Genomic DNA, 16,179 nt, shown 5'->3' with positions numbered 1-16,179 from the left:
CCTTCGTAGGGTAGAGAGGGGCGCGCACCCCTGCTTCACGTACTTTTGACATTGAAAATATCAGAAGGAGTGTGCCGAACGTTACATGGCGCGCGGGCGGGACGTCGTCAAGCGCTACTGCGCGTCGATGGTGTCCTTAGCCCACTGCGTGACCCACTGGTTGGTGGTGACCCCTTCGATAACGTCCGGATTGTAGGCATACAGTGCATGAACGCCGTTGGCGTCGATGAGGTCACGCGCTCGTTCGAGCCCGTTGCTCACGTCCAGGGGCGCATCACAAATAGAGTCATTCGGCGCACAGATTTGGAAAGTGCGGTCCGCCAACTCCCCAAAGCCATTGGCGCGCGCACCGCGCATGGTGGCGCCCGGGACGATGCCCTGAATCAAGGTCGACACCGGCTGCAGGGCAATCTCCGCGCCCACGCCGCCGACGTGCGCACCCGGGTTAATGCCCACGCCGTCCTGGCGCCGGCCGTCCGCAATGAGGGCCACACCCGCCACGCTCTCCGCGGGGATGGGTCCATTGCCGCCGCCGATGCGGTCCGCCACATCACCCGCGATGACCGCTCCCTGCGAAAATCCGCTCAGGATGAACTTCGTGTCCGGGCAGGTCTCGTGCATGTAGGTCAGCTCGCCCTCGAGGCGCGAGGTGCCTTCGTTGCGGGAATCGTCGTAGCTCATCTCGTGCTGCGCGTTGATGTTCTTAAACTGCGCGGTATAGGGCAGTGTCCACACCTTGACGTCCTCGGGGACGTAGGCCTCCTTCAGGGGATTCGTGATCGAGAGCATGAAGGAATTCGGGTTCGCGCCCGGGTTGATCGGATCATCGTCCGCAGCGGATTCCCACGTTCCCGGCGCGGAGATGAATTCCACGCGCGGGCACCAGTCCGGCTGCTCGGGGGCCGTGTTGTCCTCCTCCTGGGAGGGGGCAGGCTCCGCAAGGTTTCCTTGTTCCCCTTCCTCGCGGGTGTTGAGGAAGTGAACCGCTCCCCCGCCAATCAGGGCGAGGAGGACGACCACGGCAAGGACGGTCAGTGTGTTACGCATGGTTTTACGCATGAAGAAGTTTCTACCTTGGGAAGGTGCGGGATTGACTGGAAAATCCCTGCCACATTACTGAGCGCAGAGCGCGCGGCCCTGCTCGGTGATGAGCTGGACGAGTTCTTCGTGGCCGAGTTCACTGCGGCCCTGCTCGATGAGCTGCCCGGCCACCGCGGGCACGGTGACGGTATCGCCCTGGCAGGAGGCCTGCGCGGCACCCACCAGCTGGTCTTCCACACCGTCGATGTTCACGCCCTTCTCAGCCACTGCGGCCAGGAAGTCCTGGTCCGGGCCCTGTTCAGGCGCGGGCGCGGGAATTTCGGAGATCTCGCGCGCACCGCGGTCCTCCGGCTCGTCATCCTGCGCTCGCTCACTCTGCTCGGAGGGGGACTCCGACGCTGAGCTGGACGACGCCTTGCTTGGCGACGATTCACCGCTCGCCCCCGAGGAGCGCTCCAGCGGCGCCACCGACGTTTCGGTGGCCTCACCTTCCTCGACGGTGGCGGAACCGCAGCCGGTCAACAGCGCGCCGGCGGCCAGCAACACGGCCGCGCCGGCTGCCGCAGCGGGACGGGCGGAGAAAAATCGCATAGCCGTCCCTACTTCTTATCCGCCTGAACCTGGCCCATGACCTTGCGGATAACACCGTGCTGGAAGGTCTGGGTCAGCCCGCCGGCCGGGATCGTCGCATAATCCTCGGTGGGCCAGCCGAACTCGCCCTGCTCGTAGCCGTGCTTTCCCCACTCATCGAAGATCTCTCCCTTGAGGATGTAGTGCGCGCCGGAGTCCATGGACCAGTAGATGTTGCCGTGCTCGAACTCCTGGAAGAAGCCGCCGTTGACGGCCTTCTCCTCACCCACCGGGAAGCCCAGCTCGGAGTCAGCAGCCTTCAGCTCCTTGTACTTCGCGCCGATAGCACCGTGCACGATGTGGAAGGAACCGTCTGGATTGCGGGTCAGTACGCCGTCCTCGAACTCCTGGACCTCGCCGTCGCCGACCTTGCGCGGCTCGGCTACCGGGTACTTGAGGTCGCCGCCCTCGAAGCCGTTCTTGCCCCAGGCGTCGAAGAAGTCCTTCGAGATAGGCCAGGCGCCGGTCTCCGGGGTCCAGTAGATGGAGCCATGCTCGAAGTGGACGTAGCGTCCGCGACCGTCGGGGGTCTTCTCCTCACCGGTCTTCGGGAAACCCAACCAGGAGGTCGGGCCACCGAGCTCGGAGTAGCGTGCGCCGATGCGGCCGATAACGGCGTGCGCACCAGTCTCCGGGGACCAGTAGGCAGTACCGGCCTGGAAGTCCTGGGCCTTGCCGCGCTCGGCGACGTCATACTCGTTGTTCACGCAGGAGCCGATGATGCCGGACTTGGTGGCCTCAGCGATGGCCCCAACCGGGGTGCAGTCCGCGCCACGGTCGCTCTTGTCCAAGCCGAGAGAATCGGCGATGTAGGGCCATGCCTCGGTCATCTCGAACTGCCAGTATTCCCAGCTGTGAACGCCGGTCGGGCGGAACTTGACGACCGGCTCGACGCCGGCGCGCTTGGCGTAGTCAACAAAGGTCTGGGTGGACATGCGCGAGATCGCTTCCAGGCCCACGCCGGCCATGTTGGCCTGACCCTTAGCCACGGAGCCGAGTTGGCCGTAGTCGTCCTTGCCGTTGCCGGCAGAGACGTAGACCTTCATGTCCTTGAGGTTTTCAATACCCAGCTTCGGATCGTGGTCGATCCAGTCCTGGGAGTAGAGATCGCCCCACATGTTGGTGGAGGTGAATCCGCCGGCATCGGCCTGCGCGGCGGTAATGGCCTCCGGCATACCGGTGGTGGTGGTGTCGAGGTAACCCGAGAAAGAGCCAACATACTTGAAGGCCCAGGGGTTGCGCTCGGCCAGGTTCATGGCGGCGGTACCACCCATGGAGATACCGGTCACGGCGCGCTTGCCGTTGGAGCGGTAGCCCTTCTCCAGGATCGGGATGAGCTCCTTCATCAGGAAGGTCTCCCACATGTAGTGGGTGCCGTTGTCTTCCTTCTGCCAGTCGGAGTAGAAAGAGGACTCGCCGCCCACCGGCATGATGAGGTTGACGTTGCGGTCGGCGTACTGGGACAGGATGTTGGTCTCGATGGTCCAACCGGACTCATCGTCACGCGCGCGCAGGCCGTCGAGTGCCCAGACCTCCGGGAAGGTCTTGTCCGGGCTGGAGTACCAATCGCGCGCGAGCTGAATCTGCACGACCTGCTCCTTGTCCGGCATCGCAGCGGACTTAATGTAGACCTTGAGGTGGCGGTTGGTCAGATATTCCACGCGAGAGACGGACACGCCCTCCGGCAGGCCCTCGATCTTCGGGTACTCCGTCTCCACCGGAGTACGCTGCGGCGGGTTGGACGGGGCGAAAGAATCGGAGAAGTTAGAGCTTCCCAGCAGGTCGGTAATGCCCTCGCTCGAGGAGCTTGAGGACTGCGCGTTTGCGATAGGCAGCAACGCAAAGCCCACTGCCACGGCGGTGGGCAGCGCAGCGATGGTCAGGCCCTTGCGGGCTGCGGACGGGGAACGCAGGCCGGAATCCTTAGCGGACCGGCGAGGCTGAGATGACGCAGTGTTCGGCATTGAAGAGTCCTTTTAAGGGGTATATCGAGATAAGGGCACGCGATGCCGCGAGCGAGTTCCGCAGGTTCCCCTCCTGCGGAACTCGCCGCCGCACGCGTGGTGAGCGGTCTAGTGTGTTCTCAAGTTTAAGTTTAACTTGAGACTTTCGGTAGGGGACACGCCCAGCGGTGGGATGAAAAAGCCGCCACACCCAAGGGCACGGCGGCTAGCTAGTTACCAGGCGTTCATAACGTTGAGCACCTGCGGCTTGGAGCGTTCCAGCTGGTAACCGAACTGCTCCCAGTTGTGCAGGCCCTGGGCCGGGTAATCCGTCTGCAGGCGAACACCCATCGCCCGAGCCTTGAGCTCCCACAGGCGGGTGGTGCCGTTGGCGAAGGCTTCCAACGCCATGCCGGACGCGATGTGCTGCGGCAGGTAGCGTTGTTGATCCAGCGGCCCCGGAACACCGGAAGCGGCGGACACGTAAACATCCGTTCCGTTTGCAGCCAGATCCGGGATCAGGTTGAAGGGGTCATTGCTGAAGCGCTTCGGGTTGATGACGGAGCCGTACATGGCGTTGATGTTGAAGCCGCCGGCGTCGAGAAGCGCCAGGCGCATAAAGGTCTGAGCTCCCGGCAACGTCGTGGTGAGGTAGCCAGAGTAGGACAGCGCCTGGCGGAACTGCTCGGGGTGCTTGCCAGCGAGGGTAATCGCTGCGGTAGCGCCCATGGACAGACCAGCAATGGAGTTATTGTTGCGGGCCACGCCGAAGTTGCCCTCAAGGTAAGCCGGCAACTCCTGCGTCAGGAAGGTCTCCCACTGGTAGTTGACCGGCTTGACCAGATCGTACGTAGCCGGACCATTCCAGTCCGCGTAGAAGGAGCCAGCGCCGCCCACCGGCATCACCAGGGTGATGTTGTGATCCACGTAGGTGCGCGCGGCGTTGACGTCATGGATCCACGCGTTGGTGGAATCGGTCGCGCGCAGACCATCGAGCAGGTAGAGGCCCGCGTTGCCGCCGTTCTTGGCTGGCTGGATCTGCACCGGGATGTTTCGGCCCATCGCCTGGGACCACACATCGCAGCGCTGCACCCAGAAGCCGATGCCATCCCACTCGCAGGTGCCGGTGGCGTCCGCGCGCAGCCAGTCACGGTGAGCTGCGGATGCTTCCTGGGTGCCGGCGGTCACGACCAGGCCCAAGGCCACGGCAATAGCGGCCACCACTGAGAGGACCCGAGTCCGCAGGCCAGAGCTTAGTGAACTCATGTTTCTCCTTAACATTTTTACTGCCATTACTACATCGCCAACACGCCAGCGATAGTTACGGATCAATAACAAGAATCTTTTGTAGCGTAACGCACCCTGGCAATTTTTGCCTCCCCGTGGGGGTATTTGCCAGCCCGCCTCAAGCTAGTGGGCAGGGTAATCGGCCGGATCGGCAGAAAACATGAGGGTGCGCCCCGTGGTCACGGAGAAGGCCAGGTTCGCGCGGAAGCGCTCCCACGTCAGGGGCTCGCTGTAGGAAGCAACAAGCTCCTGCACCTCTGGGGTGGCCAGCGCCGCCCGCGCCTGCCGAGTCTTCTCCTTGTCATACCACGGCGGGAGGTACTCGATGTCCGCGCCCGTCAGCGCCGCCTGCCACTCCAGCTCGAGGTGCTTGTCGTGGCCCACACGCCCGCCTTCCTCGCGGGGCATCCGTGCGGCCAGCGGGGTGGCCAGGCCGATGGTGTCGAGCACCCGCACGTTGAGCGGCGCGTTCATTGAGGTCATGCCCAGATTGACCAGGTAGACCGTCGGCGGCTCCTCCGCGCCCGGCTCGCGCGGGACGGTGAGCCAATTAAGAAGGTCCTTCTCCTTGTCCTCTACATAGATAACACCCAGGGCATCGCCGTCCGCGAGCCTCTCGGTGACCTCCCCGTAGCCGCGCATGAACTTCATCGTCATGTAGTCCCGTGCCGAACGCGGCGGGTAACCCGCCTCGCGGTTCGTGGCGTAGGTCCAGAAGTCGCGCTCATCCACGATGGACAGCGGCTGCTCGTAGGCCTCCCAGTCCGTGGGGTGCCCGCGCAGCACAACCACCACGGCCCATACCGCACAGAAGGCTGCCGCGAGCCCAGACACCAGGCCTCTCAGCGGCAGCACGAAGACCGGCAGGAGGGCGGCAAACAGCGGCAGCAGCAGCATGCGGCCGTGCATGAAGTCACCGCCGACGCGCAGCACGTACACCACATGCACCACCGCCGCACCGACCAGCAGGTAAGTGACGGTCGTGGAGCTTCGCAGGGCCGCCGGGCGCAGGTGGGCACGGAAGGTCCACAGCGCAGCACCCGCCAGCACGAGAACGGGCAGGTACAGGGCATACGGCCCAACGAAGTCACCGGCATAGTCCAGGCCGCTGCCCCACGCGCTTGACGACGCCGACTTGGCCACCGCCGTGTGCGGCGTCAACAGGCCGTAATAGCCCATGCGGAAGAATTGGTAACCCGCCGGGATGGGCAGGGCCGCGCCAAGAATGCCGAGCCAGACTTTCCAGTTGCGGTGCGCCGCCAAGAGGAGCAGGCCGGCCAGCCCGCCGTAGAGCGCGAATTCCGGGCGCACGAGCCAGGACAATCCCGCCCACAGCGCCAGCCAGTAGGCGCTGGCGTTATCGCGAGACTGCGCCCAGTGCTGGAGCAACGCCCACAGGGCGGCGAGGTAGAAGATGGACAGGCCCCACTCGAGTCCGGAGGTAAAGAAATCACGGGCAGGCGGCAGCGCGAGGTAGACCAGCGCGCCCGCGGGCGCCAGAAGCGGAGTGGCGAGTTGGCCCGAGCGGAAGAAGGCCCGGGCTGTGGCCCACGCCCCCAACATCATGGCCGCGACCGCCAGAAGCAATCCCAGGTTGACGGCGATGGACTCCAGCGGGGCGTTGGTGACCCAGCGGGCAAGAAGGATGAGGTACTGCCAGAGCGTCGAGGTATTGGCCTCCACGCGCTCGCCCGCGTTGAAAACGGGGCCGTTGCCCTCCTCCAGGTTGCGCACGGTGCGCAGGACGATGAGGCCGTCGTCGGAAATCCAGCGGCGCGCAAAGCCGCCCCAAAACGAGAAAACTCCGATCACGATGACCGAGGCCAGCGCGCTGAGCGCCGCCGCGGTACGTGATTCGGATTTTCGCATTAGGAGAGAGTCTAGCCCATCATGACCGGCATGATGTACACCGCCATGGCAATACAGGCCAGCCACAGAAGGGCCAGGATCTGGAGGACGCGATCCTCCAGGGCAATCTCATCCGGGGCACCGCCGTTGCCGCGGTCCACGTCAGCGGCATAGCGCAGGATGGCGATGGTAAATGGCACCATGGACACCTGGTACCACACGCTGGCCGGGCCATCAGACTCGTTGGAAAGCTGGAAACCCCACAGCGAGTAGGACATGACCACGGCGGTAGCGGCCAAAGTCCACACGAAGCGCAGGTAGGTAGGCGTATAGCCCTCCAAGGACTTACGGATCTTGGCGCCCGTGCGCTCCGCCAGAAGGATCTCCGAGTAGCGCTTGCCGGAGGCCATGAACAGCGAACCGAATGCGGCCACCAGCAGGAACCACTGGGAGAGCACGATGCCCGCGGCCACACCGCCAGCCATGGTGCGCAGCATGAATCCGGAGGACACCAGGGCGATATCAATCACCGGCATGTGCTTCCATCCGAAGCAATAGCCCAGCTGCAGGCCGATGTAGATGGCCATGACGATGGCGAGCTGCAAACCAGCCGTGGCCAAGAAGGACAGACCAATCGAACCGATGATGAGCACCGCCGCCATGGCATAAGCCAAGTTCACTGGAAGCACGCCCGCCGCGATGGGGCGGAAGCGCTTCGTCGGATGCGCGCGGTCCGCCTCCACGTCGCGGGCATCGTTGATGAGATAGATGGAGGATGCGCCCATGCAGAAGACGATGAACGCGAGGAGGACGTCGAGAAGCACGCGCGTGTGGAACAGCGAATCCGCGCCCGCGGCCGCAGGGGCGGCGAGAACGAGGACGTTCTTGACCCACTGCTTGGGGCGCAACGCCTTCACCATGCCATCGGCGAGGTTTTTCGGCGGCTTGCGCTTGCGGCCGGTATCGATGCCGGAGGTGTGCGGCTCAGAGTGGAAGACTCTCTGCTCACCGTCGTCGACGCGGTTAGGACGTTCGCTCATGCGGTCTTCCTTTCATAGCGATGGCATGCTTCCGCGGTGGCGGCTCCCAGCAGGGCGCCGATCGCCGTATCGGATGGGTAATGTACCCCGAGCACCATACGCGAGGCCATCATGACCGGCACACCAACGAGCGGTGCCGGGGTTCCCAGAACGTAAGCGGCGCCCACGAGGAACGCGCTTGTCGACGTCGCGTGCGAAGAAGGAAAGGACAGCTTAGAAGGGGTTTTCACGCCGACTTTGACGTAGTCATAGTCCGGGCGCTTGCGCCGCACAATGCGCTTGATCACAACGCTGGCCGCGTGCGCCGTGAAAGCACCCGCACCGACAGCTACCCATTGGCGGCGGCGCGCCGGATTCTGGTAATTCACGGCGGCACCTAAGCCGGAGAGCGCCAGCCAGCCCAGGGCGTGCTCGCCGAAGTGGCTTAAACCCCGCGCGTGGGCAGAACGCCGGGCGCATCGAAGGCCGCATCCTGGATCTTCTCGAGGACACGGGATTCGGCGACAGAAAGCTTATTGGGCATCGAAGACCTTTCGCCAGGACTCGCGGGAGGTCAGCTCCGGCAGAGCCGCGCGGTACTCGGCGCGCAGGTCGTCGAAGTTATCCTCAATTTCCTTGAGCAGCTCGCGGGTGGACTTCACCAGCTCGAGGGCCAGCTCGCGGTCGCGCTTGCGGAAGGCCACGCCAGTGCCGCCCGCGGTGGAGACGGTGGCGGAATCCACGCGGGAGAGCGTGAACCAGCGGGCCTCCTCCGGGGTGAGGTTGAGCTGCGGTGCTTCGTGGTGTGCCGGGTCTTCCTTGGTGACCAGGTGCTTGGCGGACTTGATGAGCCACGGAATTTTCTTGATCTTGCCCAGGCGGCCACCGACATTGCGGGTGGGCACGCCCGGCGCGCCGGTGGGCGCGGGCAGCTGATCCGCCGAATCGATGATGACGGCGTCCGGGAACTCCTTGCGGATTGCGGCGATGCGCGGCAGCGAGGACTCCAGGATGTCGAAGAGCTGGTCCGGTCCGGCCAGGAAGTCCTTCATGGCTTCCAGCTGGATGGCCATGGTGGAGTACTCCATGCACATGGTGTGCTTGAGGGTGGACTTGAAGATGGACTTGGTAATCCCGCGCGCATCGCCCTCGTGGTAGAGGGCCGCCACGATGAGGCGGTTGCGCAGGTGGAAGTAGGCCTGCCAGTCGATGGCATCGTCCTTATCCGCCCACGCCATGTGCCAGATGGCAGCGCCCGGCCAGGTCACCGTGGGGAAGCCGTGGGCGGCGGCGCGCAGGGAGTATTCGGTGTCATCCCACTTGATGAACAGCGGCAGCGGCTGCCCAATGCTTTCCGCCACGACGCGCGGGAAGAGGCACATCCACCAGCCGTTGTATTCCACGTCGACGCGGCGGTGCAGCGCGCGGGAGTCATACTTCTTCGGGTCGAGGTGGGACTGAGCGTCACCGATGGCGCGCAGCGGGTACTTGGCAAAGTCGTGGTCATAGACGGCGTGCTCGGCCGCACCCCACATGAAGTCAGCGCGGTTCACACGCTCGCCGGTGGTACGCAGCTGGGAGCGCTCCTGCAGGTTGAGCATCTGGCCGCCCACGATGAAGGGCTTGGCAGCGTAGCGCGCTGCTTGGACCGCACGGAGGATGGAATCCGGCTCGATGGCGATGTCATCGTCCATGTAGAGGATGTAGGGCGAGTCGGTGTTTTCCAGCGCCTCGAACATGATGCGGGAGTAACCGCCCGAGCCGCCCAGGTTGCCCTGGCGGAACTCGCGGAAGCGCTCACCGAAGTGCGCCACGGCCTCGTCGTAGCCCGGCTCGTCCGCCGGGTGCTGGTTGCCCTGGTCCGGCATGAGGACGTAGTCGATGATGCCGTCCACCACCGGATCCTCCGCCAGCGCTTGCAGCGCCGCGACGGCGTCGGTGGGGCGGTTGAAGGTCGGAATGCCCACGGCCACGCGCTTCTCCTGCGCCGGGTACTCGCTGCCGTCCGGCAGGAGCTGCGGGTTCGGGGCGTGCGGGGCGCACCAGGCGGCGTCGCTAAGCACGGTGTCCTCAACGGCAGAGGCATCGAACCACAGCAGGCCGCCGTCCTCGAAGTTCTTCAGGGGCAGCTCAAACTCGTGGTGGCCGGTGGTTACCACGTGGTTGGCCACGGCGATGCGCTGGCCGTCCTGCTTGGAACGGTAGAGGGAAATGTTGGCCTCGCCCTCGACGTCCATCGCCAGCACGATGGACTTCAGCTGGGACCAACGGCGCCAGTAGGCGGCTGGGAAGGCGTTGAAGTAGGTCTCGAAGGAGGCCTCCTCACCAGCCGGGATGGTCACGGAGGTGCGGCCGCTCCAGCTGAGTCGCTCGCGGTTCTGCTCGGACTCGATGAGGTAGAGCATGCGGACGTCGACCGGCTCGCCACGCTTGGGCAGCAGGATGCGCTGTACGGGTTCGTACGCAGCAGAATTGTTGGCAGTCACGATATCTTCGGTTCTCCACACAGATTTCGACAGTATTCAGAACCCCAGATTAGTGGTTAAGTACTGCTGCGCTGAGTTCCCACGCGGCTGCTCTTATATGACTCCTTGTCCGCATCCGCGCGCCTTAATCTACTGCAACGTCCACGTCAGCCGAGCTTTGCGCAAGAACGGTGCGCCTTGGCGAAAGGTTTCACACCAGAGGCTGGTGGAACCCTTTACGTCCTGGTGCGTCAGATCCCCAGACTTGGAACCCGAAACCTCCAGTTCACTGCTCAACTAGGCCACAGTGCTCGACGACGCCGACCTGCATGTTTCGGGTTCTAGGTCTGGGGAAATGCTTATGGCACTGGAATGCTCGACCCAACTAGTGTCAGATCAACTAGTGTCAGATCACAGCTCTCGGGGATTTAGGCCGTCACCGGTGCGTCCTCCGAGATGGGCTCGATGCCCAGGCGGTTGAGCATGTAGAGCACGCGGGCGCCGAGGTCATCGGCCAGCTCACGGGTCTCTTCCACGGTTTCGGCGGTGGCGATGTCCCAGATCTTGATGTCTTTGCCGGCCTCGTCGCGCGGGATCTCGCGGCCCAAGTACACGATGTAATCCGGGATGGTCACCAGACGCAGGTCCTCGACGTAGCGGTCCGGGTGCTCCGCCATGCCGCGCTCCTGGAGCACGTGGGCCATGTGGGAGTCAGGGTCGTTTTCCGGGTGGGCTACGGCGGCGTCCACCAGCAGCGCGTTACCGGCATACTTCTTCGTCAAAGCCACGGCTGCCTGCGCCAGCGCATGGTCGGCACCTGCCGAGAAACGCACGTGGATGCGGTGGGTGCCGAAGTGCTCGCGCACCTCGCGCTCCACCATCACGGGAATGAACTCTTCTAAAGTCGCGCCAGCCTCGTGACGCTCAATAGTGGCATCGAGGAAGGAGTCAATCTCCTGGGCAGTGTACTCGTGGCCATAATCTGCGTGTAAATCCTGGCGCAACGTATCGAAACGGCGGGCGTTCGGGGAAGTCATCTCTAAACTCACTTTCTGTTCGCCTATTGTTAACCTACTGTTAACCTTAAGTGATTGTTGGCCAGACCACAAGTTTTATTTTCTTTGGTCTAGTTCCGTACGCTGGCACAACCTCCCCATAAACGGCCAAAGGCCCGCCGGGTGTTCCGGCAGGCCTTCCTGGATTGTTCCTTCTTCTTATCGGGAATGCGCGTTGCGCGACTGCGCAGCTTGAGGTGTTCCTCGAGCCGCTCCGGGGACATCTTCCACATACTGCGGTCTGCGCGCTTCTTTTTGCGCTGGGCCATGCCGTCACCTCCTTTCATCGAGGTGTCTCAGCATAGCGCGCCACGCTGCGCTACCGGGAGCGGCCGGGCCAGCGCCGTGGCCTAGTGACCGCGCTCCTGCGTGATGGCTTGGCCATCACGGAAATAGGGAGCCAGCTTGTTATCGAACATGCTCAGCGCGGAGGCGATGGCCATGTGCATGTCCAGGTACTGGTAAGTGCCCAGGCGGCCGCCGAAGAGGACCTGGTTCTCGCGAGCCTCGGCGGCGGCGAGCTTGCGGTAGGCCTCCAGCTTGGAGCGGTCCTCCGGGGTGTTGATCGGGTAGTACGGCTCATCGCCCTTCTCAGCAAAGCGCGAGTACTCCTTCATAATCACCGTCTTGTCCTTGGGGTACTTATCGGCGCGCTCCGGGTGGAAGTGGCGGAACTCGTGGATGCGGGTGTAGTCCACGTCCGCATCGTTGTAGTTCATCACCGGGGTGCCCTGGAAGTCACCGGTCTCCAGCACCTCCATATCGAAGTCCAGCGTGCGCCAGCCCAGCTCACCCTCGGCGAAGTCGAAGTAGCGATCCAGTGGGCCGGTGTAGACCACCGGCGCGCTTGGCGACGCCCCCCGCACCTCCTCGCGCACGTCGAACCAGTCGGTGTTGAGACGGACGTCGATAAGCTCGTGCTCCGCCATCTTCTCCAGCCAGGCCGCGTAGCCGTCGACGGGCAGGCCCTCGTAGGTGTCGTTGAAATAGCGGTTGTTGAAGGTGTAGCGCACCGGCAGGCGCGTAATGTTCCCGGCCGGCAGCTCCTTCGGGTCGGTCTGCCACTGCTTCGCGGTGTAGTCGCGAATGAAGGCCTCGTAGAGCGGGCGGCCAATGAGCGCGATGGCCTTCTCCTCCAGGTTCTGCGCCTCATCCACGGCGAACTCGCCGGCCTGCTCCTTAATGAGCTGGCGCGCCTCGTCCGGGGAGTAGTAGCGGCCGAAGAACTGGTTAATCAGGCCCAGGCCCATGGGGAACTGGTAGGCCGTACCGTCGTGCATGGCGAAGACGCGGTGCTGATAGTCAGTGAAGTCGGTGAACTGGTTGCAGTACTCCCACACGCGCTTATTCGAGGTGTGGAAAAGGTGCGCGCCGTACTTGTGGACCTCGATGCCGGTCTCCGGCTCGGCCTCCGAGTAGGCGTTGCCGCCCAGGTGCTCGCGGCGCTCGACGATGAGCACCTTCTTGCCCAGCTGGGAGGCTGCGCGCTCGGCCACGGTCAGGCCGAAGAATCCAGATCCAACAACGATGAGGTCATATGCAGTCATGGCCATCAGCTTAAAGCAGTAACACGCACAGAACGGCGGGTGACACCCAAGCGAGAAAACTCGCGTGTCACACCTTCTTTCACTCCAACAACTGGCGTAACATCTGTCCCGTTAGTTAACTTTTTGCGCTCCTCTTAACCTCGTGGCGCACACCATCCTAGGGAGTAACAGTGCACCTCAAACGTCGTCTTGTTCCCGCGAAATCGACGTGGTCGACGCCGGTTATCGCTACGGTCACCTCGATCGCTGTGGTCGCTGCCGCAGCCGTGGGCGGCCAAACCCTTATCCAAACGCAGGAAGCGGGCAGCGGCCCCATCGAAGTGAGCTCGGCCTCCGAATCCTTCGGGTCCGGCGAAACGGTCGTGGTGGATGACCCGGCCATCGCCGCCCAGGGCGAGGGCGAAGGCCCGCGCGCCGTCAAGCAATTCCACCGCGATGAGACTTTCTCCTCCTTCGCCGTCACGTGGAAGGGTTCGCGCGACGTCGCGGCCTTCGTCCGCGCTAAGCAGCCAGACGGGTCCTGGTCCGAGTGGTACGACATGGACGCGATGTCCTACAACAACGATGACCCCTCCGCCACGAACGGCACCGAGCTCATCTTCGTAGGCGATACCAACGACGTGCAGGTCTCCATCAACAATGTGGATCTGGTGACCGGGTCGAACCTGGACGAAGAGTTCACCGAAACCCCCGTTGAGGACGCCGCGCTTGACGACGCCTCCTTCAACGTCGGCGACATCGCCCCCGTCGCTGAGACCGAAGAGCTTCCCGCCAATAGCGACGTCGACGGCCTTGAAGCTGTCTTCATGGACGGCAACGCCCAGGAGGGCGAGGTCATTGAGCCGACCGCTGAGACCGATGGCATGCCGCGCGTGGTCTCGCGCTCTGGCTGGGGCGCGGATGAGAATATCCGCTGCAGGGGCGCCGACTATGACGACGGTGTGAAGGCCATTGCGCTGCACCACACCGCGGGTTCCAATAACTACACCCGCGCGCAGGCGGCCGCGCAGGTGCGCGCCGCGTACAAGTACCACGCCCAGAACCTGGGGTGGTGCGATATCGGATACAACGCGCTGGTCGATAAGTACGGCACCATCTACGAGGGCCGTTACGGCGGGCTCGACAAGGCCGTACAGGGAGCTCACATCGGTGGCTTCAACCGGAATACGTGGGGTATTTCCATGATCGGCAACTATGAGACGGCTCAGCCGACGGAAGCCTTGCTGGAGTCCGTCACCGACCTGGCTGGCTGGAAGGGCGCGATTTCCGGTGTTGATCCGACCTCCCGCGTCTCCCTGCCCTCGGAGGGCTTCAGCGGCTCGCGCTACCCGGCTGGTGCCTCTGCCTCGGTCTATGGCCTCTTCGGGCACAGCGACGTTCACTTCACTGCCTGCCCGGGGCGCTACACCATCGCACAGTGGCCGACGATCCGCCAGGCGGCGCACAAGAAGTACCTCGCCATCAAGTCGGGCGCGTCTGGTTCGACCTCCACGGACTGGGGCAGCGTGGATACACCTACGCCGGATACCTCCGACTCCACGCCGAACGACAACCACGCGCCTTCCGCTCCTGCACCGGCAGCTCCCGCACAGGAGGCAACGTCCTCGCTGGGCGATACTGAAATCCCGATGAGCACCATCACCGCACTAGTCGGCCTGGCTGGCACGCTCTTCGCCATCATGTATGCCCGCTCGGACCAGCAGATTGACATGAACCAGACGGTCAATGGCCTGCCAGTGGAGCAGATCCCGGGCATCGTGACCAAGGTGCTTTCCCTGAGCAAGAACGAGGGCCTGAAGGAAACGTGGACGGCAGTCCTTAACGCCTTCGGTCCGGCGCTGGGTCTGGCTGTTGGCGGTCCGGATGAGTCGGCCGGCATCATCTACCAGCTCTTCCAGAACGGCGTCGTGCTGAGCTCCGAGGACACTGGTACGCACGCGCTGGTGGGACGCATCGCCAAGGAATGGGCGTCGGGCGACAACTCGGCAACACTCGGCTTGCCGACCTCCGACGAACTCCCCACCGGCTTCGGCAAGGAAGTCCGCGTGCAGTTCCAGGGCGGTTCCATCGTCTACAACCCGGAGACTGAGCAGATTCAGGTCTTCACGAACTAATCCCAGCCGCACCGCGTGTGCGCAAAACTCACGCGCACAGCCCTGTGGGATCGCCGATATTGCGGGAGCCACCTCGGTGGCTTCCGCTTCGGCGTTAGTTTGGGCCTAGGGTTTTAAGTATCGGGTGGCGCTCCGCCCACTAAGTCCTCTTCCGCCTGCTGCTTCAACGCTGCTTGTGCTGCCTTGTACGCCGGCTGGGAAGTAATCGGCTCCGCCCACGGTGGTACATAATCCACCCCACCCCGCAACCGGAAGACATAACCCGCGCCAGTCGGCTTATCTGGGTCATCATCATTAATGCCATTGTGATAGGCACACAACATCGTCAAATTCGGCGGATCCGTCGCCCCACCCGCCTTCCACGGCACCAAATGATGCACCTGACAATAATCAGCCGGCTTATTGCACCCTTCACGCGCACACGTCGGATGCTCCGCACTGGCCATTAACCGCTGCTCAAACCCAGCCAAACGCCGCACACGATGCAACCACACCGGCCCAATCGTGGGATGCACCAACGTCACATACCCCACCTCAGCAAACTTATAGCTGACAAACTCCCGCCCCGTCATCCGCCCACCATTAGTCAGCACAAGCTCAATATCATCGCCCTCACCGCGCACAATCTGGTCCAACTCATCCAAGGTGACCACCACATTGGTCGCCACCGCAGGCTTAGAACCCCCATGCGCTTGGTTGAAAAACACCTGACCTGCCGCATCCAACAAATCCGCCGGATTAATCGACTCCAACACCCCGCGCATCTCACTTATCCGCAGCGGCGAATCAGTAATAGTCAACGAATGCGGACCCACCTTCCGATACGTCAACCGCACCCCAAGTTCAGGCACCCGCTTCGGCCGCAACTGCTTCAACCGCTCCTTCGCCACCTTCGGGATACGGTGTGCCGGAGTCGCCGCAAGCCCAACGCGCAGATTCCACGCATCCAACTCCTTTTTCACCCTGCCGGTATAGGACTCAATCAGATTCAAAGTCGCCAGATCATGCCTTTGAGAAACCGCGGCTTCACGCGCCTGGCGCTGCTTGCCCGTAAAACGCGTCGGCCCGAAATACACCGCATGCAGCCCAGCCAACTCCGCAGCATCAGCCACAGAAGCACCACGCGCGCGTAAATCATCCACACTGCCTACCGCAAGCCCCACAAGATCCAACCCCGAACTGCGATAGGAGAAATAAGTCTCCAAATCCCCCATGCCCACGAGACTAAAA

At 63.3% G+C, this 16,179-nt stretch carries 12 protein-coding genes and 1 pseudogene; 1 reads left to right on the top strand and 12 read right to left on the bottom strand.

Annotated elements, in window-relative coordinates; all coding sequences use genetic code 11:
• Positions 1-114: 114 nt before the first annotated feature.
• The 11 genes and pseudogenes from FME68_RS10450 to glf form a co-directional block, all read right to left on the bottom strand.
• A complete protein-coding gene (locus FME68_RS10450; RefSeq protein WP_049156975.1) occupies positions 115-1,047 on the bottom strand; it encodes a cutinase family protein in 933 nt (310 codons plus the stop codon).
• Between the two features lie 66 nt (positions 1,048-1,113).
• Positions 1,114-1,632 (bottom strand): hypothetical protein, encoded by a 519-nt coding sequence (locus FME68_RS10445; RefSeq protein WP_158397505.1) that lies wholly within the window; start codon positions 1,630-1,632, stop codon positions 1,114-1,116.
• Between the two features lie 8 nt (positions 1,633-1,640).
• Entirely contained in the window at positions 1,641-3,554 is a 1,914-nt protein-coding gene (locus FME68_RS10440) for an alpha/beta hydrolase-fold protein (protein ID WP_371441011.1), read from the bottom strand.
• Between the two features lie 294 nt (positions 3,555-3,848).
• Positions 3,849-4,880, bottom strand: a complete 1,032-nt coding sequence (locus tag FME68_RS10435) for an alpha/beta hydrolase (protein WP_193394656.1) — start codon at positions 4,878-4,880, stop codon at positions 3,849-3,851.
• Between the two features lie 144 nt (positions 4,881-5,024).
• Complete coding sequence (locus tag FME68_RS10430) at positions 5,025-6,770, bottom strand: arabinofuranosyltransferase AftB family protein (RefSeq protein ID WP_158397504.1); 1,746 nt, start codon at positions 6,768-6,770, stop codon at positions 5,025-5,027.
• An 11-nt stretch (positions 6,771-6,781) separates the two neighbouring features.
• Positions 6,782-7,789, bottom strand: coding sequence for a decaprenyl-phosphate phosphoribosyltransferase (locus FME68_RS10425; protein ID WP_070754316.1), 1,008 nt, complete (start codon positions 7,787-7,789; stop codon positions 6,782-6,784).
• Positions 7,786-8,312: pseudogene (locus FME68_RS10420) on the bottom strand (phosphatase PAP2 family protein). Before FME68_RS10420 ends, FME68_RS10425 begins: the two are co-directional and overlap by 4 nt.
• A complete protein-coding gene (locus tag FME68_RS10415; protein WP_046647597.1) occupies positions 8,302-10,254 on the bottom strand; it encodes a glycosyltransferase in 1,953 nt (650 codons plus the stop codon). The pseudogene FME68_RS10420 and the gene FME68_RS10415 overlap by 11 nt, the downstream one beginning before the upstream one ends.
• 407 nt (positions 10,255-10,661) lie before the next feature.
• A complete protein-coding gene (locus FME68_RS10410) occupies positions 10,662-11,270 on the bottom strand; it encodes a three-helix bundle dimerization domain-containing protein (protein WP_158397502.1) in 609 nt (202 codons plus the stop codon).
• An 89-nt stretch (positions 11,271-11,359) separates the two neighbouring features.
• The gene (locus tag FME68_RS10405; protein WP_070545133.1) at positions 11,360-11,557 is read right to left on the bottom strand and encodes a hypothetical protein; all 198 of its coding nucleotides are present in this window, start codon (positions 11,555-11,557) and stop codon (positions 11,360-11,362) included.
• A gap of 81 nt (positions 11,558-11,638) precedes the next feature.
• On the bottom strand, positions 11,639-12,835 hold the full coding sequence (gene glf / locus FME68_RS10400) for a UDP-galactopyranose mutase (RefSeq protein WP_158397501.1): 1,197 nt from the start codon (positions 12,833-12,835) through the stop codon (positions 11,639-11,641).
• 170 nt (positions 12,836-13,005) lie between these two features.
• On the opposite strand from glf, the gene FME68_RS10395 reads away from it, so the two are divergent.
• On the top strand, positions 13,006-14,949 hold the full coding sequence (locus FME68_RS10395; RefSeq protein ID WP_328287814.1) for an N-acetylmuramoyl-L-alanine amidase: 1,944 nt from the start codon (positions 13,006-13,008) through the stop codon (positions 14,947-14,949).
• A gap of 113 nt (positions 14,950-15,062) precedes the next feature.
• Here FME68_RS10395 and FME68_RS10390 read toward each other — a convergent pair whose 3' ends face one another.
• Complete coding sequence (locus FME68_RS10390; RefSeq protein WP_158397500.1) at positions 15,063-16,163, bottom strand: HNH endonuclease signature motif containing protein; 1,101 nt, start codon at positions 16,161-16,163, stop codon at positions 15,063-15,065.
• Positions 16,164-16,179 lie beyond the last annotated feature (16 nt).

Origin of the sequence: Corynebacterium hiratae (assembly GCF_009708045.1) — a bacterium.
GTDB classification, from domain to species: domain Bacteria; phylum Actinomycetota; class Actinomycetes; order Mycobacteriales; family Mycobacteriaceae; genus Corynebacterium; species Corynebacterium hiratae.
The sequence above is the reverse complement of the archived record's forward strand: the minus strand, read 5'-3'. Positions and strand labels throughout refer to the sequence as shown.

Bases quoted from the DNA above. Each gene is read 5' to 3' on its own strand.
- FME68_RS10450 (WP_049156975.1), bottom strand. From the start codon at position 1,047: ATGCGTAACACACTGACCGTCCTTGCCGTGGTCGTCCTCCTCGCCCTG.
- FME68_RS10445 (WP_158397505.1), bottom strand. From the start codon at position 1,632: ATGCGATTTTTCTCCGCCCGTCCCGCTGCGGCAGCCGGCGCGGCCGTG.
- FME68_RS10435 (WP_193394656.1), bottom strand. From the start codon at position 4,880: ATGAGTTCACTAAGCTCTGGCCTGCGGACTCGGGTCCTCTCAGTGGTG.
- FME68_RS10430 (WP_158397504.1), bottom strand. From the start codon at position 6,770: ATGCGAAAATCCGAATCACGTACCGCGGCGGCGCTCAGCGCGCTGGCC.
- FME68_RS10425 (WP_070754316.1), bottom strand. From the start codon at position 7,789: ATGAGCGAACGTCCTAACCGCGTCGACGACGGTGAGCAGAGAGTCTTC.
- FME68_RS10410 (WP_158397502.1), bottom strand. From the start codon at position 11,270: ATGACTTCCCCGAACGCCCGCCGTTTCGATACGTTGCGCCAGGATTTA.
- FME68_RS10405 (WP_070545133.1), bottom strand. From the start codon at position 11,557: ATGGCCCAGCGCAAAAAGAAGCGCGCAGACCGCAGTATGTGGAAGATG.
- glf (WP_158397501.1), bottom strand. From the start codon at position 12,835: ATGACTGCATATGACCTCATCGTTGTTGGATCTGGATTCTTCGGCCTG.
- FME68_RS10390 (WP_158397500.1), bottom strand. From the start codon at position 16,163: ATGGGGGATTTGGAGACTTATTTCTCCTATCGCAGTTCGGGGTTGGAT.